Here is a 17,914-nt window from a genome sequence, read left to right on the forward strand (position 1 = left end):
AGCATTACACTCCGGACCATTGAAAGGTTAAATTAGAATCTGAATACGCTATACAGGTGGGCATAGACCATGTTCTGGCTGCTACCTGCCTGCTTTAAGTATTCTCCTTTGAAGGTTTCGTTCACATATGCACCAAACATCAGGAATGGATTCAGCTGGTATTCTGCTTTTGCTACACAGCGGGTACCAATTACACAGGAGGTACCTGCACCGGCGCTTCTGAGTTGTATACCTGACATGGCATAGATACCATCTTCTTTGGATGTACGCCACAGTTCCTGCACCGTGAAGTCAATGCTCAGTTTCGCTGTTGGCTTACAACCGCAGGTAGGGCCTACAGCTGCGATATTGGTGTAGCCCAGGTCCGATACCCAGCTCATACCTTTTGACCAGAGGTAATCATACGAATTACTCTTGTTGTCTGTTGAGTCTTTATCACCTGAGGCAATATCGATACGGGTACCTACGAATGGTTTCCATTTGGATTTGAATGTATAGCAACTTTCTGTTGCTACGTACCATGCATGTACCTGTTGGCCTGATTTGTTTTTACCAGACTGACCTACCAGCTCTACGTCGTAGTTCCAGCTGCCTTCAATACCACCTATACGTGCGGACAGGGTATTTTTTGTTCCGTTGTACATCGCATTGGCAGCACCTTTTTTATCTGTATAGATATACAACAATTCTACGGCAGAATTTTTTAGCAGCAAGCGGGATACATGTGCAGCGCCGAATTTCAGGTTTTTGTTAGAAGGATCGTTGAAGTAGCCGGCTTTGTCCTGTACTTCCTCACCGCCAATCACACCAAAGTTCCATGCGCCCAGCTTTACACCAATTCTGCCTGCATCAAAGGAGTGGCGGTTGTTAGGTGGTTGTCTTACATCGAATAAGCGGGCTTTATTAAACAGAATTTCCTGGCGGCCAACCCTGAAATATACTTTGCTGCCTGCGCCTAAGTTCACTGTATATTCAGCAAATGCCTGGTGAATTTCGCCGGGGTTATAGTCCGTCAGAGAAGGGTTATAATCCAGTTCGTAAGTAGTACCTGACTGTACTTCCCCAAATACGCGGAGGTTAGGTAAGATATGGATGTCGGCCCACAGGCGGGAACGTTGCTGCCAGTCGAAGCCCTGGTCTTCATTGCCTTTACCATATTTTAAATGTTCCCTGTATTCCACCCTGGGGCGGATTTCACCACCGATGGTAATGTATCCGTTTTGCCATAGTGGAATGTATTTCAGCTTAGCCCATAAGCCAGTTCTTAACTCCTTATTTGAGAGATAGCGGTAATCTTCTTCATAATTCAGTGGTAAGAATTTCGGTACAGGCCGTTTTTTGATGGTATCCTGCGCATAGGTGAGTAGTGGAAACAAAGCGAGGATACACAAGAAGGCTCGTTTCATCTTCAATTGTGTTTTTTAACAATGCAAAGATGAAAATCGCGCAGGAGTTCAGCTTGTAATAAACGGCGTATTAATAGGATAATCGGTCCAAAATTGTTATTGACAGTTTGTAAGATTCCATTTGCTGGTTTTCAGAAAGGATTGGAAGCATTCATTCGCCTTTTCATTAAGTATAGAGAGGTGCAGGTTATCGCTGTCACAAAAGACGCCGAGTATATGCTGACCTGGATCAGTAAAGTAAATATCATTATTGATATAATCCAGCCCTGATATATAGTGTTGCAATTCATTTTTAGTTACCTGCCACGCATCACCTGCATATACAGGAAGAAATATTAAATGATCTGTTCTCAGCAAAGTCATGAGATTTATCAGTTCTTCATTGTAGGTACCTTCCAGGATATACCCTTCATATACATCGGGATAAGACCAGTCACCGTCGTCATTTATTACAACGGGTAAAACCGGGTACTTCTGCCGGCAATCTTCTCTGTTAATCTTAATGGGCATGTATATATTTTATGGCGTCTTCCAGCATTTCATCCTGCGGAGTAAATGGGTTATCTGCTAATATTACTTCCGGTGTCACGCCTTTTGATCGGGTATCTCCATTTGGCCTTACGATCAGTGCCTTTGGATAACTTACATTCAACCCTGTATTTGGTAACCTGATCTCATGCGTAGCGCCATAGGTGGTTGCTACATCCGCCGTAGGCTCGCCCATTACTGTACCCAGTTTATAATCCTGTACGATGGCTGCCACAGATACCGTGTTGGAATAACTATATTTATCTACTAATATATACACCTTTCCATAAAAATGCAATGAATCTTTTCTTGGCTGGAAAGTATTGAACTTCACAGAAAAAGTATCTCCGTCTTTATGTGACAGTATCTGCTGTTTCAAATTCTGTAAAGAGGTATCACTCACATCTTTCCAGAATTGCTTTGTTATTGCACTTGTTCTGATGGAGAATGACTGACAGAACCAAAAAGGCTTATCTGCAAAGTAAGCTATCATTGGATCGCTGAATGAATTATCTCCACCCGGGTTCCCTCTTAAATCAATCACCAGGTTTTTGGGATGTGCCGCATGTATTTTCAGATATGCACTGTCAATAAAATTAATGAATTCATTATTCTGAAAGGTTGTATGCTCTGACGTATTTCCACTGGATTCATTATTCAGGAAGATACCGGGATGCAGGTATGCTATGTCACCAATCATGCGAAACTCCCTGGCTGTATTAAAAGGAGGTTTTATCGTTTGTAATTGTTTTTCCAGCTGGTAAGCCAGCACTCCTTTTAAAGTAACCGGTCGTTTATTGATTTTCACGTTGAAAGTCTGCTGAGAGCCAAACCGCCACCAGTAAATGCGTGGAAAGGTAAACAAATCAACCAGCGTATTTCTCATCGCCCTTGATTCGCCTGCTACCATTGCTGTCGCATTATCTATTCCATCAAATGTAATTTCGTCTCCTGCTTTGATAGATTGATCATTTGAAAAATTATTCGTCACCACGGTCTTCCCTTTGACAACTTCAATCGTAAGTGGGAATAAATAATTTGTATGCTGGATCACACTATCAAAATACAAAGCCCCCGGAAATGCCATATTACAATGCGCAACCTCTCCCAATGCCAGAAATGGCTGAAACAACCGGGTCACTTCGAGCGCCGTCATACTATCCTTTATGCTATTATACAATTGATGATAGGCACTATCATACCGGGTCTTCGGCATATTGACATACAGGTTGTAATGAACCTCCTGTAAGGTTGTATACAGGTATTCAAGATCTGCTTTTACTTCCTGTGGTGCATACTTTGCCTGAGGCTTATTAAAAACCAGGCAGGCCAGCAAAAATACAATTGCTTTCATAAGTAAAATGATTATTCGACCTTCAGTACATTGGTCTTGTCCGATACCCCATTTTCATTAATTGCTTCTATTGTAAAATAATAAATCTTTTCCTTATCCAGCGTTTTTAACCAATACTCATTGGCATTGTACACCATTATATTTGTATACAACTTATCAGGTGAGGTACCATAGTAAATATTATAGGCATAAGCATCTGCCGCTGGTTTCCATTTCACCCATGCACTCCGCTTATCTTTTTCCGTACGCAGTACGATGAGGTTTTCTATCTTTACGGGTTTATTGCCCGTGCCTTTTCCAAACACCCGCAGGCCACTGATGGCAAATTTTCCTGTAGGCATATGCACATTTTCCATCCGGATGTACCTCGCTTTCAGGGGCCTGTCAAAAGCTACGCAATCATGGGGCACATCCGTATGATTTTTACTCTTATCTACTAATGACTGCCATTTCTTTCCATCTGCTGAGTACATCAATTTATACTGGTGATAAATATCTGTTTGCTTCCCCAGGAAGGTCGCGTCCTGGTCTGCATAATTGATCTGCACTGCGTATACTTCCGATACAGTACCCAGATCAGACTGTATCCACTCCCCTGCGTTGCCACTGGCTGCACTCCAATAGGTTTTAATATCTTCATCTACTGCATTGTTCGCGGTATAGCTTCCCAAAGAAGAAGACACTGTTACCGGCTTGTTATAATTCAACAACATCCACCCGGTAAAATCTCCATTCGTATAATGGGGATAATCGCCAAATGCAGTATTACAATACATCACATCATCCTGATCAAAGCCAGCTGGCCAGATGCCAATTCTGCGTTCAAAATTATTTTTCACGCTGATGCCCATCGTGCTCACATGCCAGTACGCACCTTTGTTATCTGTAAATGTGGCCCCATGCCCTGCTCCCCGGGCAAACCCACCGGGTTTGAAAGACATAGGATCTGATTGCGGTACAAAGTTATTTCCCAATGGTGCAGTTCCCACAATCACTCCATCGGCATACCCGCTCATTTCAGTACCCGGCGCCCCATACTGCAGGTAATATTTTCCATGGTGTTTTGTCATCCACGCGCCTTCAATAAACGGATCCAGGAAGGTATTATCCATATGTTCCCCAAATCGCTGCCAGCCATATCGCCATGGTTCTAACAGGTACATTTCCTGCCTTGTACCGATGGGTTTAAAACTCCTGCGATCCAGCTCTACTCCATACAATGGATACCGGTTGCTGCTGCCATTATACATATACAAACGGCCATCGTCATCCGTAAAGAATGCGGGATCCCATCCACCTATTTCAAAAGAATCTACCAGTGGTTTCCAAACATTCTCTTTCGGCGAAGTGCTCATCCATAATGTAAAATTCCGTGTGTAAGTAGAACCAAATACAATCATCGTATCCCCTATTATACCCACTGCCGGCGCACACAACTCATCGTACCCTGCATTCCACGGACGTAGAAACTTCCTTGATACAAAGGTCCAGTTCACCATATTATCACTATACCAATAGCCCCACTGGTTTGTCGAAAACAAATAATACGTTCCTTTATAATTCACGATAACGGGGTCTGCAGTCGCCCGATGTTTTCCCCATTCCGTAAAATCCGGAATCGGGGTATAACCGTAATCGATATTGATTGGATTGCAATAGGTGGGCTGCTGTGCGCGGCCCACCATACTGATAAATAAGCAGCAGGAAAGGAATATCTTTTTCATAACGCACCAAAGTTACAGGAAAATACCTCCTGACGCTTCAATACGCTGTGCTGTTACCCACCTCGCTTCTGCCGAACACAGGAAGCCCACAACGCCTGCAATATCTTCCGGCATACCTACCCTTCCCAATGCTGTTGAATTTTCAAATAGTTGTACCCTGCCGGCATCTTCCAGTTGTGCATGCGTCATTTGTGTGTGCACAATACCGGGCGCCACCACATTGGCTGTAATTCCTCTTTGACCTACCTCTAATGCGAGATAACGGGTAAATACTTCCACTGCTCCTTTTATAGAAGCGTATGCAGAACGCCCCAATACTGTAAAGCGCGTCAGGCCGGAACTGATGTTCACAATCCGCCCGTTATCCCTGATGAAAGGTAATGCCTGCTTTGTGAGCATATACATCCCTTTCAGGTGTACCCGGTACAAATTGTCCAGTACATCTTCTTCCGTATCGCTGACTAAAGTAATGGCATAGTTGCCTGCATTATTAATAAGAAAATCAAACTGCGGGCTCCCGGTTTTTTCCTGTAAATGATCTGTTGCCTGTTTTAATAAACGAGCGACGCTTTCCATATTTCCCATATCTGCCTGATAGCCGATTGCCTTTCTGCCTAAGGCTTCAATCTGTGCTACCACTTCGTTTGCAGCTGCCTGCTCTTTGTGATAAGAAAAGATGATGTCAGTACCCTGTGCGGCTAGTTGCAATGCCATTGCTTTTCCCAATCCCTGGCTGGCACCAGTGATCAGCGCGATCTTTTGTGAACTCATATACCTGTTTATTTTTCACAAAGGTCTGCCAGCCCGTACATGAGATTGTGGTGAGTTTTTAAGTATTTTGTTTACGAAAGGCTGAAGGAGTGATACCTTCGTATTGCTTGAAGAACTTGGTAAAATTAGAAGTATCGTAGGTTAAACGGATTGCAATGTCCGTAATAGAGAGGTGGGGGTTTTTCAACAATGCTCTTGCTTCTGCCAGTATACGATGTTCGTAAAAATAGCAGGGATGATGGCCCGTATGTAGCTTTATCACATTGGTTACATGCACCGGATGCAAACACATAATAGCAGCTATCTCTTTCAGACTGAGCATGTGCTCTGTCTCTCCTGCCATGAATGCATCCATATGTGTGTTCATGGCCTCCATGAACTTTGCAGTGATCTCTGCCTGCCTGGTGATATATTTCAACGGGATTGTAGCCATCTCCCTGCTAAGGTCACTATTTTAATGCAATTAAAATGGTGATTATTTAAGTATTTACTGTGGTTCTTTGTTTTCCTCAGCCGGGAGCACCGGTGGCGGCGGCACTACAGTAGGGTCCTCAATGGGTGGTGCTCCCCAATCCTCTGTAACGAAGTCTACAAAAGCAGCTACATTCATACCAATCGATTTGCCCTGCGCATCTAAATATATCCAGCTATCCTCACTTTCTTTCGCCATTATCGGGAAACTAAACGCTACCCGGCCATCATAGCCTTCTGCTTCATCCAGCATGATATTCTCATATTGGGGTTTCAATATTTCCCGGCCATTGGGATCCAGGATACCGAATTTATCTCCCTGCGTTACCAGGTACCCCCGGCCATTTTTTTCAGGAGAGATATGGTCGTAATTTACCGGCAGAATGATTCTGCCATTCAACCCTGCCAGACCTCTCTGGTCATTCTTTATCAGCACGAGCTCTTCTGAATTTTCATCGCCAAAGAAAGCTTCTTCCGAAAACCGCTGTACTACTTCCTGCGGTACATCATATATAACCGGTACGATTTCTTTACCGGTAGAATCTATATAACCATAATGGAAAATGCGATTGGCTGTATCCACGAATTCAAACACCGCTGCTACTCCCTTGTGGAAACCAGACATGTAGTCGTATTTAGGCTGGATTACATAATTCCCTTTTGCATCGATATACCCGAATTTTTTGTTCTTCACGATCGCCGCACGGTGATTGGCAAAGTACCCGAGGTACCCGGGATAACCGCCCTGTGAATAGTCACCTTCCACCTGCTGCTTTTTGTCTACATCGTACATAAAACATTTCCGACCTTCCCATACCAGTATCAGGTGTTCTTCATAAGCCACAAATGCGGTGTCCCAGGACAGTTTGGTTAGTTCATGCGTATGCTTGTTGAATACTTCTGCTTTGGCGGTATCCTTCCCTCTCAAAAATAAATACACGGTGTCAATAGGAACGATATCCTGGTATTTTGCCGGGCAAAGCAACTTCCCTGATAAATTATATAATCCATATAACCCATTTTTGGTCACCTGCAGGAGGGAGCTGTCTGTATAGTTAGAAATATAATCGTACGCAATGGGAATCACCATCTTTTGCTGTTTCATATCAAACACCCCCATTTTATCTTTCAGCGTCACAATCACCAGCTGATCATTCCCGGCTACATAATGGAGATCTACCATATCGTAGATAGGCGGTACAATCGTATTCCCTTCCCTGTCAATATATCCATACTTGTCGCCCACCCCGATGGTCATCAGGTGCGCATCGCCATAATAGTTAAGGGTGGTATATTTGGGCGGTACCAGTTTGCCACTGGCGGGATTATAAAAGCCTTTTAACTTACCCTGCGCAATAGCAAGCATCATTGTCCCGTCTTCCAGGGTCATTTCATTAAAACTGCTGTATTGGGTTAAAATCTGTTTTCCCCTTTTGTCAAATGCAATGTCTTTTCCGTTTTTTTCTGTGAGTAATACCGCGCCACCACATTTGGGTTCCACCCAGTAATCATAGGCCAGCGGAACGATGATCTTACCCGTAGTATCTGCCACCCCATACTTTCCATTCCGGAGAATGCCTATTACATCGCTACTATCGCTGAAATGGTTGATATCATCATATACAGGATCAAGGATTACCTTACCCGCGGCATTCATGAGCCCCCATTTTCCATTCCTGCGCTGGAGGGTATAGCGGCCCAGCTGCGTATCCGCGCTTGATATGTCTTCTTCCATCGGCAGGCATCCACAGGTATCTACCTCCACTTCTTTCGTTTTAAGGTTGATGCTCATCTTCTGGTCATTTTTGTAAAACGATTCTATCCACTCATCGCTACGCATATTCATATGCTCATGATCGTATTCAAACGGTACCAGCACCTCGTTTTTGAAACTGACTACCCCCCATTTGCCGTCTTTTTTGGCTAATACATAATCGCCTTTGGCGCTACAGCCGTAACAGTAGTCGACTTCCTCGTAGGTATAAGGCACGGTTACCTGGTCCTCTGCCTTATTGTATACGCCCCACTTCCCGTTTTCTTTTACGGCAAACCAGGTGGAGTCCAGTTGGTTACTATCTTCAAAGCGGAATGGCAGCATAAAGCCTTTAGTGGTATACAAACTAACTTTATTATCTTTTTTTACTATCCATTGTTCATAAGAATACGTATCAATGGTATCATAATCAATTGGTAAAATCCAATTGCCAGTCACCGTCATTACCCCCTGCTTACCTTTTAACCCCACCACCAGGATATCCTGTGGCAGGTATACCGAGTCAATAACCCGGTAATCCGTGAGCACTCTGTCGTTATAAATGGTATCAAAAGCTGTTTTTCCAGTGCTATCGATATAAAAGGAGTGTCCGTGGTCTACTATCCTGGCATATCCCTGCATAAAGCGGGAGCCGCCTTCAAATTTTTGCTGTGCAACAATGCGTCCCGTCAGGAGTAACAAACAGCTGACTAATAACCGGTATTTCATATAAAGATTTTGTAGGCACAAATGTCTGGCAGCACAGGTATCTTTCCAAAAAACTGTGGTCACAGGAGGACTACAGGCGTGACTACAAAACGACTACAGGATTTGTAAGTGATTATTTTTCAAACCAAAACACATTGATCAAAATCAGCCTGCGGTTACCCACAGGCTGATTAAAATTGTTAGGGTATGATTTGCCATAGCTCCGCATCATACTGATTCTCATACCACTGCTCCAGCTTTGTTCCCGGCGTCTGGTTGCTATATGGTACATTCAATGCCAGCAAACTCCTTCGGTTGATGAGCTTATAATACCCACCACCCATATCCTGTACCCTCCAATGCTGGGCCACATTCCCATTATCCGTCCACTGTATCAGGATATTACCTGCTGCCGTAGATCCGCCCGCATCATCCAGGTTTAAGCCTGAGGCCACACTCGTAATTTTATAATACCCATTGCCCAATGATGTAAACACCCACTTCTGCGCATTCGTTCCGTTATCTGTATACTCCTGGATCTGTAAGCCAGCTGTGGTAGCGGCATTGGGTACATCCACACACTGTGCCGTTACTTTAGATTTGATCCTGTAAGTGCCATTCGCAACCGGCATTGCATAGCTGGGTCCAATTGAAGGCGCAGGTACCGGTATTCCCTTTTCGATCGGGTACCCAAAGAAAGGTACATCTCCTATCCAGCTAAACTGCTGGGCCATCACTCTTCTATCCCATCCACTGCCATCACTGTTGGCCGCATGGTACACGATCCAGTTCTGCAGGTTATCGGGTGACTTCACAAAAGAAGCATGTCCCGGACCATACACATTTCCGAATTTAGAAAATACAGGGGTTGAATTCTTCGTCCAGGAGGCTTTGGACAACAGGTTCCCGTTTGTACAGGTAATTCTTCCCAGGCAATAATCATTCGTCCAGCTACCGCTTGCAGAATAAATAATGCTCACGGTATTGCCGCTGATCAGGGAAGTAGGCCCCTCATTGACCGTAGGTGTTCCTACCTGCTCCCAGGAATAGTCTGGCCTGGAGATTTCCACCCGCTCCCCATCAATGGTATAAGGGTTACTCATCTTTGCAATGTAGAGGTACTGGGAAACATTGGTAGTTCCTTCCCAGCCGGACCATACAAAATACAGCTGACTGTTGTAGGCAAACGGATGCCCGTCTATAGCCCAACGGTCGGTAGTGGCACTCAGTTTCGTCTTGAAACTGTATGAGCCATTCAATGGATTGCTGGCATCAGTACCACCTTCCAGCACATACATACGATGGTTCGCATTCGTACCATCGTCCGCAGCAAAGTACACATACCACCTGCCATTCAGGTAATGCAGCTCAGGTGCCCAGAGGTTGCCGCTGTACATAGTTCCGGAGGGTGGTGTGAAAATGTAGGTCTTTGTTTGCTGTAAAAGGTTTTCCAGTGTAGTCGACTTTGTGATCCATAAACGTCCGCCGTCGGAGCCACAATAATAAAAATACCCGCCGATGTTAATCACCCATGGATCGTAGTAACTACCGTTGTCGAGTGATGGTAAGGGATTGGTGAAGATGACCGAAGTGCTGGCGGCGGTGACAGCTTTTAACGTGGATGAACCTGACAGTTTTTGCTCAGATTCTGGCTTTGTGCAGCCGTGCAAAAATACGAGCACGGGCAGGCCAAGTAGCAGAATGGTTCTTTTCATGCCGGTTAATTTTGAGAGATAAATGAATATTAGGTATTCAGGTGAATATACAAATAAAAAAACGCTTTTACCTACGGCAAAAGCGTTTTTTCGTGTGATAAACTATTTAACACTTACGTTCTGATTTCCCTTCTCATAAACAGCCAGTAAGACAGGGCAAAGCATGCTACTGTAGCTGCTATCAGCCCACTCACCTGCGGCCATGTAATCAACAGGCTCTCTCTCAATGGCAACGGTGCCGGCACTGCCATCGCCATCTGTTCCATCGTCAATGGTCCCATACTTCTTACTATCGGCATTAACAGGGTAGTGGTTCCATCTGCATACATCTGGCTGGGCATCACCACCAGGAAGTTATGCCTGATCTGGTTGTAGATTACCATTTGCTCCGGACTCAGTTCGTTCGGATCCGGTAAGATTCCTTTCAGCACAATCTGTACCAGTATAGGATAAAACACGGTGAAGAACAACCAGATGGCGATCGCTGTCAATGCCGAAGTAGCCGTTTGCCTGAACTTTACCGACAATAAAATAGACAGGTTGAGCCAGAATGCCACATAAATAATACTCAATACCACAAAGCATAAAATGCGCACAAATTCAGCCCCTTCTATGTGTACACCGGTAATCAGCATACCCCCGCCTACCATCAGCATATTCAGTGAAAAGAACAGGATACTGATCACTATCAGCGAACCGGTAAACTTTGCATTCAGCAGCGAATCCCTGTACACAGGTTGCGCCATTAACCGGATCAGCGTACCATTGCTCTGCTCAGAATTGATGGCGTCAAAACCTAACGCAATGCCCAGCAAAGGACCTAAAAAGCCTATGAACACATGAAATGGTGGTAATGACCGATCTGTCGTGGTCAGTAACTTCAGGTAAAAATACACGGTATCATGATCCTGTACATTCTCCATCGCCATCCTGATATTGGACATTGATACATACATCGATCCGATCCAGGTGAGCAGGATCAACAGGGCCATAATGATGAACCGCCAGCTATGCACCTGGTCAGCCACCTCCTTCTTTACCATGACCCAAAAAGGACTATCGCTTTTTGAACCTGCCAAGGAATGATCTTTGGAATAAGCCAGTAGACTTTTCATTATGTACCTCGTTTTCCGTTAAATTATTTTCAAAATAGCGTTGATAAATCTCATCCAGACCATAAGTCCGTTTTTGCACGCCTGTTACATCGTACCCCTTGTGTACAAAGTATCGTACAATGTCGGGGGTAATGTCTGCCTGCCCGGAAATTTCCACCGCTGCGTCTGCGATGTTTACTTTTGTAACACCTGGCAACTGCAGCAGGTCATTTTCAATATTCCCTGGTGTGTTTTGCAATGTAACCTGTACCACATGTGGATCTGCCCTGAACAGGTTAGCAGCCAGTGTTTCCACACTTCCTTCGGCTAACAGGTGCCCGCCTACGAATATGCCCACGCGGCTACACACCTGTTGTACCTGGTGCAGGTGATGAGAAGATAAGAGAATGGTAATACCCTGCTCCTGGTTCAGTTGCCGGATCAGTTCCAGGAAATCCCGTACACCGGCAGGATCAATTCCCAAAGTAGGTTCATCGAGAATAATGACCTCCGGGCGTTTGATCAATACATCTGCCAGTCCCAGTCGCTGTTTCATACCGCGGGAAAAGGTACCGGCTTTCTTGTGAATAGCAGTTTCCAGTCCAACGGAGATGAGCATTTCCTTTGCGGCAGTTTCCACTTCATCATCAGGAATACCGTTCAGGCGACCGATGTATTTCAGGTTTTCCAGTGCGGACAGATCGTTGTAAAAGCCAACATTGTCCGGCATGTAACCGACCTTGCGCTTTACCGGAATCGGATGGCGGGAAGCATTCAAACCGCAGATATGTGCGGTACCTGCCGTAGGTTCTGTGAGCCCCAGCAGCATTAATATGGTGGTAGATTTTCCGGCGCCATTAGGTCCCAGTAATCCGAAGATCTCCCCCTGCTGAATGGTGAGGTTGAGATTATCAACGGCTTTCAAAGACCCATAGGTTTTGGATAACCCATGTATCTCTATAATTGGTTGTTCCATAATGTACTATCGCCTGCCATATTTACGGATAAGGAAATAAACAGCGCCCAGGGCGATCAGGATAATGACCAGTCCCAGCCAGCCTGTCAATACAGAAGTCTTGACGGTAATACGAAAATCTGCTTTCGCATTGGCATTGTTATTCCTTATGGTAACGTTGGTCATGTAGTCGCCGGCCAGTGTTTTGTCTGGCACCTGCAGGGTCGCTACGATAGTAGTGTCTGCGCCGGGTTCCAGGTGCAGAATTTTGGTAGGCGCAAAGGTGAGTTGCCACTGAGAAGGATTCTGTGCAGAAAGATCCAGGTTGTCCAGGGGAATAGTACCCGTGTTTTTAATGACCAGTTGTAATTCTTTCGTGCTGCCTTCGGTTACTTCTTCACTCAGTTTGCCAGTGGGAGTCGTCAGGGTAACACCATAGGTACCTTTGATCACCGCTTCCAGGTTCAGTTTCAGGGAATCTGTGCCTACCAGCGCTGTTACAGGAATTTCGTACTTGCCTGGTTTAGTGTCCAGTGTAGGAACGATTTCGATGGTGATATCAGCGGTTCTGCCGGAATCGATGTTCACGGAAGTAACCGACATTCCTTCTACCTTGAAATTGGCGTTCCATCCTGCCGGCAGTCCTGCAAAGAGCTGGAATACCCGGGATACGGGTGCAACGTTTTTTAATTTGGTGTTGTAGTTAAACGTGGTGTTGGCCGCGGCCTCGATGTTCATTAGTCTGGCAGTGAACGGTGGAGAAGATTTGCTGACTGCCTGTGCCCATACCTGGTTGCTGAATAATAAAATGAATAAATACAGCGTGCGCGTCATCCGGCGCTGATGCTTGGTTGTAGTAGCTGACATTGCCAATTCTAGATTAATAAATAATTAATTATATGCTGTTTGAAATAATTGTTATTTACTTACCTGTTAAAATGAAACGGCTGCCAATTTAGTAAACTCACAACATTTTAAATGTAAAAAATTTGTGAAAATTCAGACTCAGGCAGTCCGCTTGGTTTCAAGGTGAGGCTGATACTTTCTGCCCCATTGTTCCATCATTAATACCACGGGTAGCAGCTCTTGTCCGAAGTCGGTCAGGTAGTATTCCGTACGCAGCGGGACTTCGGCATACACGTTTTTTGCCACGATCTCGTGGTCTTCCAGCTCTTTCAGCTGCTGACTGATTACCCGTTTGCTGGCGCCATTGATCATCTTCAGCAATTCACTGGGGCGTTTCGGGCCATGCTGCAGGTAACAGATAATAAATGGTTTCCATTTACCGCCCATTACTTCCATCGTCACTTCCAGCGAACAATTATATAAACGAGGGATTTTCCTTGTATACATGTTTCAAACCTTAAAAGGTGATTAAATTATCACCTGGTGATTAAATTCCCGGTACTTGACTTTCGTTCCGTACGGTTTCAACTTTGCGGTACAAAAATAAGGATATGCAAAATAGAATCGTACAGCTAGACAAAACAGGAATCGAAGCACTCAAGGTAGGCACTACAAGTATCCCCCAACCTGCTGCTCATGAAGTGGTGGTGAATATAAAAGCAGTATCACTGAATTTCCTGGACCTCATGATCGTGAAAGGCGACTTTCCGACCGGACTTCCTTTTCCATATACCCCTGGTTGCGATGGCGCGGGAATAGTAACAGCAGTGGGGGAAAAGGTGAGTGACTGGCAAGCGGGCGACAGGGTGGCGCTGACCTATGTGCAGAATTTCCTTTCAGGTGATGGGATTCCTTTACAGCATGCGGTACGCATCGGGTGGCAAACGCAGGGTGTGATGGCAGATTATGTAACGGTGCCTGATTATGGCCTGGTGAAACTCCCTGATTCCCTCTCCTTTGAAGAGGCAGCTACCATGCCGGTAGCGGGTGTAACTGCCTGGGAAGGGCTCATCAATATTGCCAGATTACAACTGGGCCAAACGGTGTTGGTGCAGGGCACCGGCGGGGTATCTATGTTTGCCTTGCAGATAGCCCGCCAGGCAGGAGCAAGGGTGATTGCTACCACCAGTTCTGATGCCAAGGCTATTAGGTTAAAGGAATTAGGTGCAGATGCCGTTATCAATTACAAAACCCATCCCCAATGGCAGGAGGAGGTATTACGCCTGACAGGTGGTATAGGGGCAGATGTTACCCTGGATATAGCAGGTAAGGATACCATTCGTCAATCTTTGCAGGCAGTAAAAGTAAATGGACTGGTATGTACTGCTGGTGGTGTGACTGGTTCACAGATTACACTGGATGTATATGGAGATCTGAACCTGAATTTCAAGCGGATAGCAGGATTTGCGGTGGGGAGCAGGGAGAGTTTTAAAGCATTGCTGAAAGCGGGCATTAAACCCCTGATTGATAAGGTATATCCTGTTGAAGATGTGCAAACGGCTTTCAGAGAACTGGAAAGCGGCGGACACTTTGGTAAACTGGTAGTGACTTTCTAAAAAAGAGGGAGGAAGCTTTCGCTCCCTCCTCTTTAACATTCCCCCAAAAAGTCAGCATTAATTATGTTAGGCATTTCAACTTCGTCGTTTGTTATCTGAGGAACAGTCCCCGGGGTCCAGAAGAACCCCGGTGTGTTCCACTTGGAAAAAGGTCCACTATTTCACATTCTCTGCATAATATATTGCGAAATGGGTGCCAATGCCGGCAACCCCCTATAATACATTGAAAATCAACACAAAATACACCTGACATCCCTGTAAATCTTTCCATTATCTGGAAATATGTCTCTGCTATAGATTTAAATACCTGTCGCCAAAGCTTTTTTGATCTGTGCCAAAAACTCTTTTACTGATCTGGCCGAACCGGAAGACGGATCAACCACTGCACAATTGTTCTTCACAAAGTTCTTCACATCCACTATCTGCCATACCGAAGCGCCACTCATTTCGGGGTAATCTGCCTTAAACCGGATCATTTCACTGGCAATCTCATCCACCGTTTTACTGTTATGCGATGTGCCACATGTGCCAAACGCCCCCCTGCACATAAAGATCGGATACACTGGCTGCACCGGCTTCATTTCTTTCCGCCATAGTCCCGGGTTCGCATTCCTGCCCCCGTCATAACATTGCAAATAAATCGCGTCTACCACTTTGGGATCTGTATTCTTCAGGACTGTGCTCCAAAACTCATTTACCCGAAACGGGCACAGCGTCATATGCATCTTCAACCGCGCCGCTATCTTACTCATTTCAATCACGGAATGACTATCATACACTGACTCATCATCTATACAAAACGCATCTGCACCCACTACTTCTTTCAGCACTTTACAAATTCTAAACAATGTGCCAGCATCTCCAGTCCCTGTCACCACACCCGGTACCTGCTTAGTTGAATCTACCCAATCTCTCATAAAATCGAACGTATTCGGCGGCTGGTTATACCATCTCCCTTCCAGCAAAATCTCAATCCGCGCTACTTTTTTCAAGGCAGCTACCCGACGCAGATAAGCTGTATCTCCTACCCACTTTCCATCATGAATTACCGGATGCCGGTTATCATCACCGGAATACAAATCTCCATCTCCATGAATATAAAAACTGGATAACAACACGGTGTTAAAACCCGCATCCTGCAATAAGGCATAGGTAGAATCATCGCCCGGGTAGGTTCCCCTACCGAAGATACTCAGATTTTTTGCAGGCAAAGGCGCCTGTGCGGCACAAAACAACGAACATGCCGTCAGATAAGAAAGCAGCAATAAGACCTTCATAGTATAGTAAATATTTATAGGGTCAAATTTCGGAACTTATTACTAGCCTTTCAGACCACTTATACAGCTATACGACTAGCCATCTAGTATATTATTCTTTTTCAAAACCATAATCTCTTTCCACCAGGCAAATCCGCGTTTTATACTCCGCATACCATTTCTCTCTACCCAACTGCTGTGCAATCAGGTGATCTGCCTGCTGCTTCCAGTTACGGATTGCTTCCAGGCTTTCCCAGTAAGAAACTGTAATCCCCACACCTTCTCTTGCAGACTCCACGCCTAGATATCCGGGCTGGGCCTGCGCCAGTTCTACCATTAAGGTAGCGGTGTCTTTATAACCATCGTCTACCGGGGTTCTCAGCGAGGTAAAAATAACTGCGTAATAAGGCGGTGTGGGTGTACGGGCTATCATAATTGTGCTTTAAATATTAATCTTCTATCGTAATCCAAACCGGACAGTGATCGCTGGACTTCTCCCATCCCCTCACTTCCTTATCTACCCCACCAGCTATCAATCGCTTATCTATATCCTGACTCACTAAAAAATGATCTATTCTTAACCCAGCATTCCTTCCATACGCATTGCGGAAGTAATCGTAAAAGGTGTAGATGGTTTCATCCGGATATAATCTCCGCAATGCATCTGTCCAACCCTGCGCCTTCAGTTGCTCAAACGCTTCGCGGGTTTGTGGCAGAAAGAGTGCATCCGTTACCCAGCTGGCAGGTTTATATACATCCTTCTCAGTAGGAATCACATTGTAATCGCCCAGGATAATCACAGGTTTGCCACTTTCCATCAATGCCTGTGCATGTACATGCAGGCGCTTAAACCAACCTAACTTATAATCATACTTTGGCCCCGGCGCCGGGTTCCCGTTTGGCAGGTACAAACATGCAATGGTGATACCATTTATCACTGCTTCTATATACCGGCTATGTAAATCTTCAGGATCCCCCGGCAATGCTCTCCTTACTTCTTCCGGTTTACCAATGCGGGACAGGATAGCCACCCCATTCCAACTCTTCTGCCCATGCCAGATAGCAGTATATCCTGCTTCCAAAATGGCCGCTTCGGGAAACTTTTCCTGCGGGGCTTTCAGCTCCTGCAAACATGCCACATCCGGTGCTGTTTCTTTCAACCAGCGGAGCAACACTGCCAGATGGCCATTCACGCCATTCACATTGTAAGTAGCTATTTTCATTTTCCTATTTTTCGTATTACTTTTTTAGACCTGATGATCACCGTATGAAAGATCCATGTAATCAACATCCCGATCACACAACCGGCCAGGACCCCGCCAGCCCTCTCCAATGCTACATCCCAGAAGTACTTACCCGGTTCATGCATGGTAATAATCAATACCGCAATGGATGCCGATCGTGTAGCCGGCTGTAATTTCAGTAACTCACAGGCGACGATGGACAGGGTAATGCCCACACAAATCATCAACAGGTTCACAGGGTGAATAAAGAAAATAATCAATCCAATGGCCGCACCTACCAGGTTCGCTTTGATTCGGGTCTTAGCCAGTGTCATGGCATCTTTCCTGTCTGGCGCCAGTACCAGTATAATTGAAATAAGGCACCAGGCACCCATGATAGGATACACCCTGTACAGGTAAAATCCAATCGCCGTGCCTGCCAGACATTCCAGGATGTAGAGGAGTATAGTCCGTTGACGCTGCGTAATTTCCAT

Annotated in this window: 17 protein-coding genes; 1 reads left to right on the forward strand and 16 read right to left on the reverse strand. The window is 45.3% G+C overall.

The window, feature by feature from the left end; all coding sequences use genetic code 11:
- Positions 1–32: 32 nt before the first annotated feature.
- The 12 genes from ABDW16_RS19545 to ABDW16_RS19600 all read right to left on the reverse strand — a co-directional run bounded on the left by ABDW16_RS19545 (position 33) and on the right by ABDW16_RS19600 (position 13,832).
- Positions 33–1,406 carry an alginate export family protein gene (locus tag ABDW16_RS19545; RefSeq protein WP_343672075.1) on the reverse strand — a complete coding sequence of 458 codons (1,374 nt, stop codon included), beginning with the start codon at positions 1,404–1,406 and terminating at the stop codon, positions 33–35.
- Between the two features lie 96 nt (positions 1,407–1,502).
- Complete coding sequence (locus tag ABDW16_RS19550; RefSeq protein ID WP_343672076.1) at positions 1,503–1,916, reverse strand: hypothetical protein; 414 nt, start codon at positions 1,914–1,916, stop codon at positions 1,503–1,505.
- Positions 1,906–3,288, reverse strand: coding sequence for a S41 family peptidase (locus tag ABDW16_RS19555; protein WP_343672077.1), 1,383 nt, complete (start codon positions 3,286–3,288; stop codon positions 1,906–1,908). Before ABDW16_RS19555 ends, ABDW16_RS19550 begins: the two co-directional genes overlap by 11 nt.
- A gap of 11 nt (positions 3,289–3,299) precedes the next feature.
- A complete protein-coding gene (locus ABDW16_RS19560; RefSeq protein WP_343672078.1) occupies positions 3,300–5,012 on the reverse strand; it encodes a discoidin domain-containing protein in 1,713 nt (570 codons plus the stop codon).
- Positions 5,013–5,024: 12 nt separating this feature from the next.
- Positions 5,025–5,783: an SDR family oxidoreductase gene (locus ABDW16_RS19565; RefSeq protein ID WP_343672079.1), complete on the reverse strand. Its 759-nt coding sequence runs from the start codon at positions 5,781–5,783 to the stop codon at positions 5,025–5,027.
- A 58-nt stretch (positions 5,784–5,841) separates the two neighbouring features.
- Entirely contained in the window at positions 5,842–6,216 is a 375-nt protein-coding gene (locus ABDW16_RS19570; protein ID WP_343672080.1) for a helix-turn-helix transcriptional regulator, read from the reverse strand.
- A gap of 54 nt (positions 6,217–6,270) precedes the next feature.
- Positions 6,271–8,736 carry a WG repeat-containing protein gene (locus ABDW16_RS19575; RefSeq protein WP_343672081.1) on the reverse strand — a complete coding sequence of 822 codons (2,466 nt, stop codon included), beginning with the start codon at positions 8,734–8,736 and terminating at the stop codon, positions 6,271–6,273.
- 179 nt (positions 8,737–8,915) lie between these two features.
- Positions 8,916–10,430 carry a family 43 glycosylhydrolase gene (locus tag ABDW16_RS19580; RefSeq protein ID WP_343672083.1) on the reverse strand — a complete coding sequence of 505 codons (1,515 nt, stop codon included), beginning with the start codon at positions 10,428–10,430 and terminating at the stop codon, positions 8,916–8,918.
- Positions 10,431–10,543: 113 nt separating this feature from the next.
- Positions 10,544–11,545 (reverse strand): ABC transporter permease subunit, encoded by a 1,002-nt coding sequence (locus tag ABDW16_RS19585; protein ID WP_343672084.1) that lies wholly within the window; start codon positions 11,543–11,545, stop codon positions 10,544–10,546.
- Positions 11,487–12,449, reverse strand: coding sequence for an ABC transporter ATP-binding protein (locus ABDW16_RS19590; RefSeq protein ID WP_343672085.1), 963 nt, complete (start codon positions 12,447–12,449; stop codon positions 11,487–11,489). The genes ABDW16_RS19585 and ABDW16_RS19590 overlap by 59 nt, the downstream gene beginning before the upstream one ends.
- Before the next feature lie 57 nt (positions 12,450–12,506).
- Positions 12,507–13,346, reverse strand: a complete 840-nt coding sequence (locus tag ABDW16_RS19595; protein ID WP_343672086.1) for an NEW3 domain-containing protein — start codon at positions 13,344–13,346, stop codon at positions 12,507–12,509.
- Between the two features lie 138 nt (positions 13,347–13,484).
- On the reverse strand, positions 13,485–13,832 hold the full coding sequence (locus ABDW16_RS19600; RefSeq protein ID WP_343672088.1) for a helix-turn-helix domain-containing protein: 348 nt from the start codon (positions 13,830–13,832) through the stop codon (positions 13,485–13,487).
- 104 nt (positions 13,833–13,936) lie between these two features.
- Between ABDW16_RS19600 and ABDW16_RS19605 the strand changes: the two genes are divergently transcribed.
- On the forward strand, positions 13,937–14,941 hold the full coding sequence (locus tag ABDW16_RS19605; RefSeq protein ID WP_343672089.1) for an NAD(P)-dependent alcohol dehydrogenase: 1,005 nt from the start codon (positions 13,937–13,939) through the stop codon (positions 14,939–14,941).
- Positions 14,942–15,240: 299 nt separating this feature from the next.
- On the opposite strand, the gene ABDW16_RS19610 is transcribed toward ABDW16_RS19605, so the two are convergent.
- From ABDW16_RS19610 to ABDW16_RS19625, 4 genes are all read right to left on the reverse strand, one after another.
- A complete protein-coding gene (locus tag ABDW16_RS19610; protein WP_343672091.1) occupies positions 15,241–16,218 on the reverse strand; it encodes a hypothetical protein in 978 nt (325 codons plus the stop codon).
- A 91-nt stretch (positions 16,219–16,309) separates the two neighbouring features.
- Positions 16,310–16,630: an antibiotic biosynthesis monooxygenase gene (locus ABDW16_RS19615; RefSeq protein ID WP_343672093.1), complete on the reverse strand. Its 321-nt coding sequence runs from the start codon at positions 16,628–16,630 to the stop codon at positions 16,310–16,312.
- A gap of 16 nt (positions 16,631–16,646) precedes the next feature.
- Positions 16,647–17,420 carry an exodeoxyribonuclease III gene (gene xth, locus ABDW16_RS19620; protein WP_343672094.1) on the reverse strand — a complete coding sequence of 258 codons (774 nt, stop codon included), beginning with the start codon at positions 17,418–17,420 and terminating at the stop codon, positions 16,647–16,649.
- The gene (locus ABDW16_RS19625) at positions 17,417–17,914 is read right to left on the reverse strand and encodes an FUSC family protein (protein WP_343672095.1); all 498 of its coding nucleotides are present in this window, start codon (positions 17,912–17,914) and stop codon (positions 17,417–17,419) included. The genes xth and ABDW16_RS19625 overlap by 4 nt, the downstream gene beginning before the upstream one ends.

This window comes from Chitinophaga sp. (assembly GCF_039596135.1).
Classification (GTDB): Bacteria; Bacteroidota; Bacteroidia; order Chitinophagales; family Chitinophagaceae; genus Chitinophaga.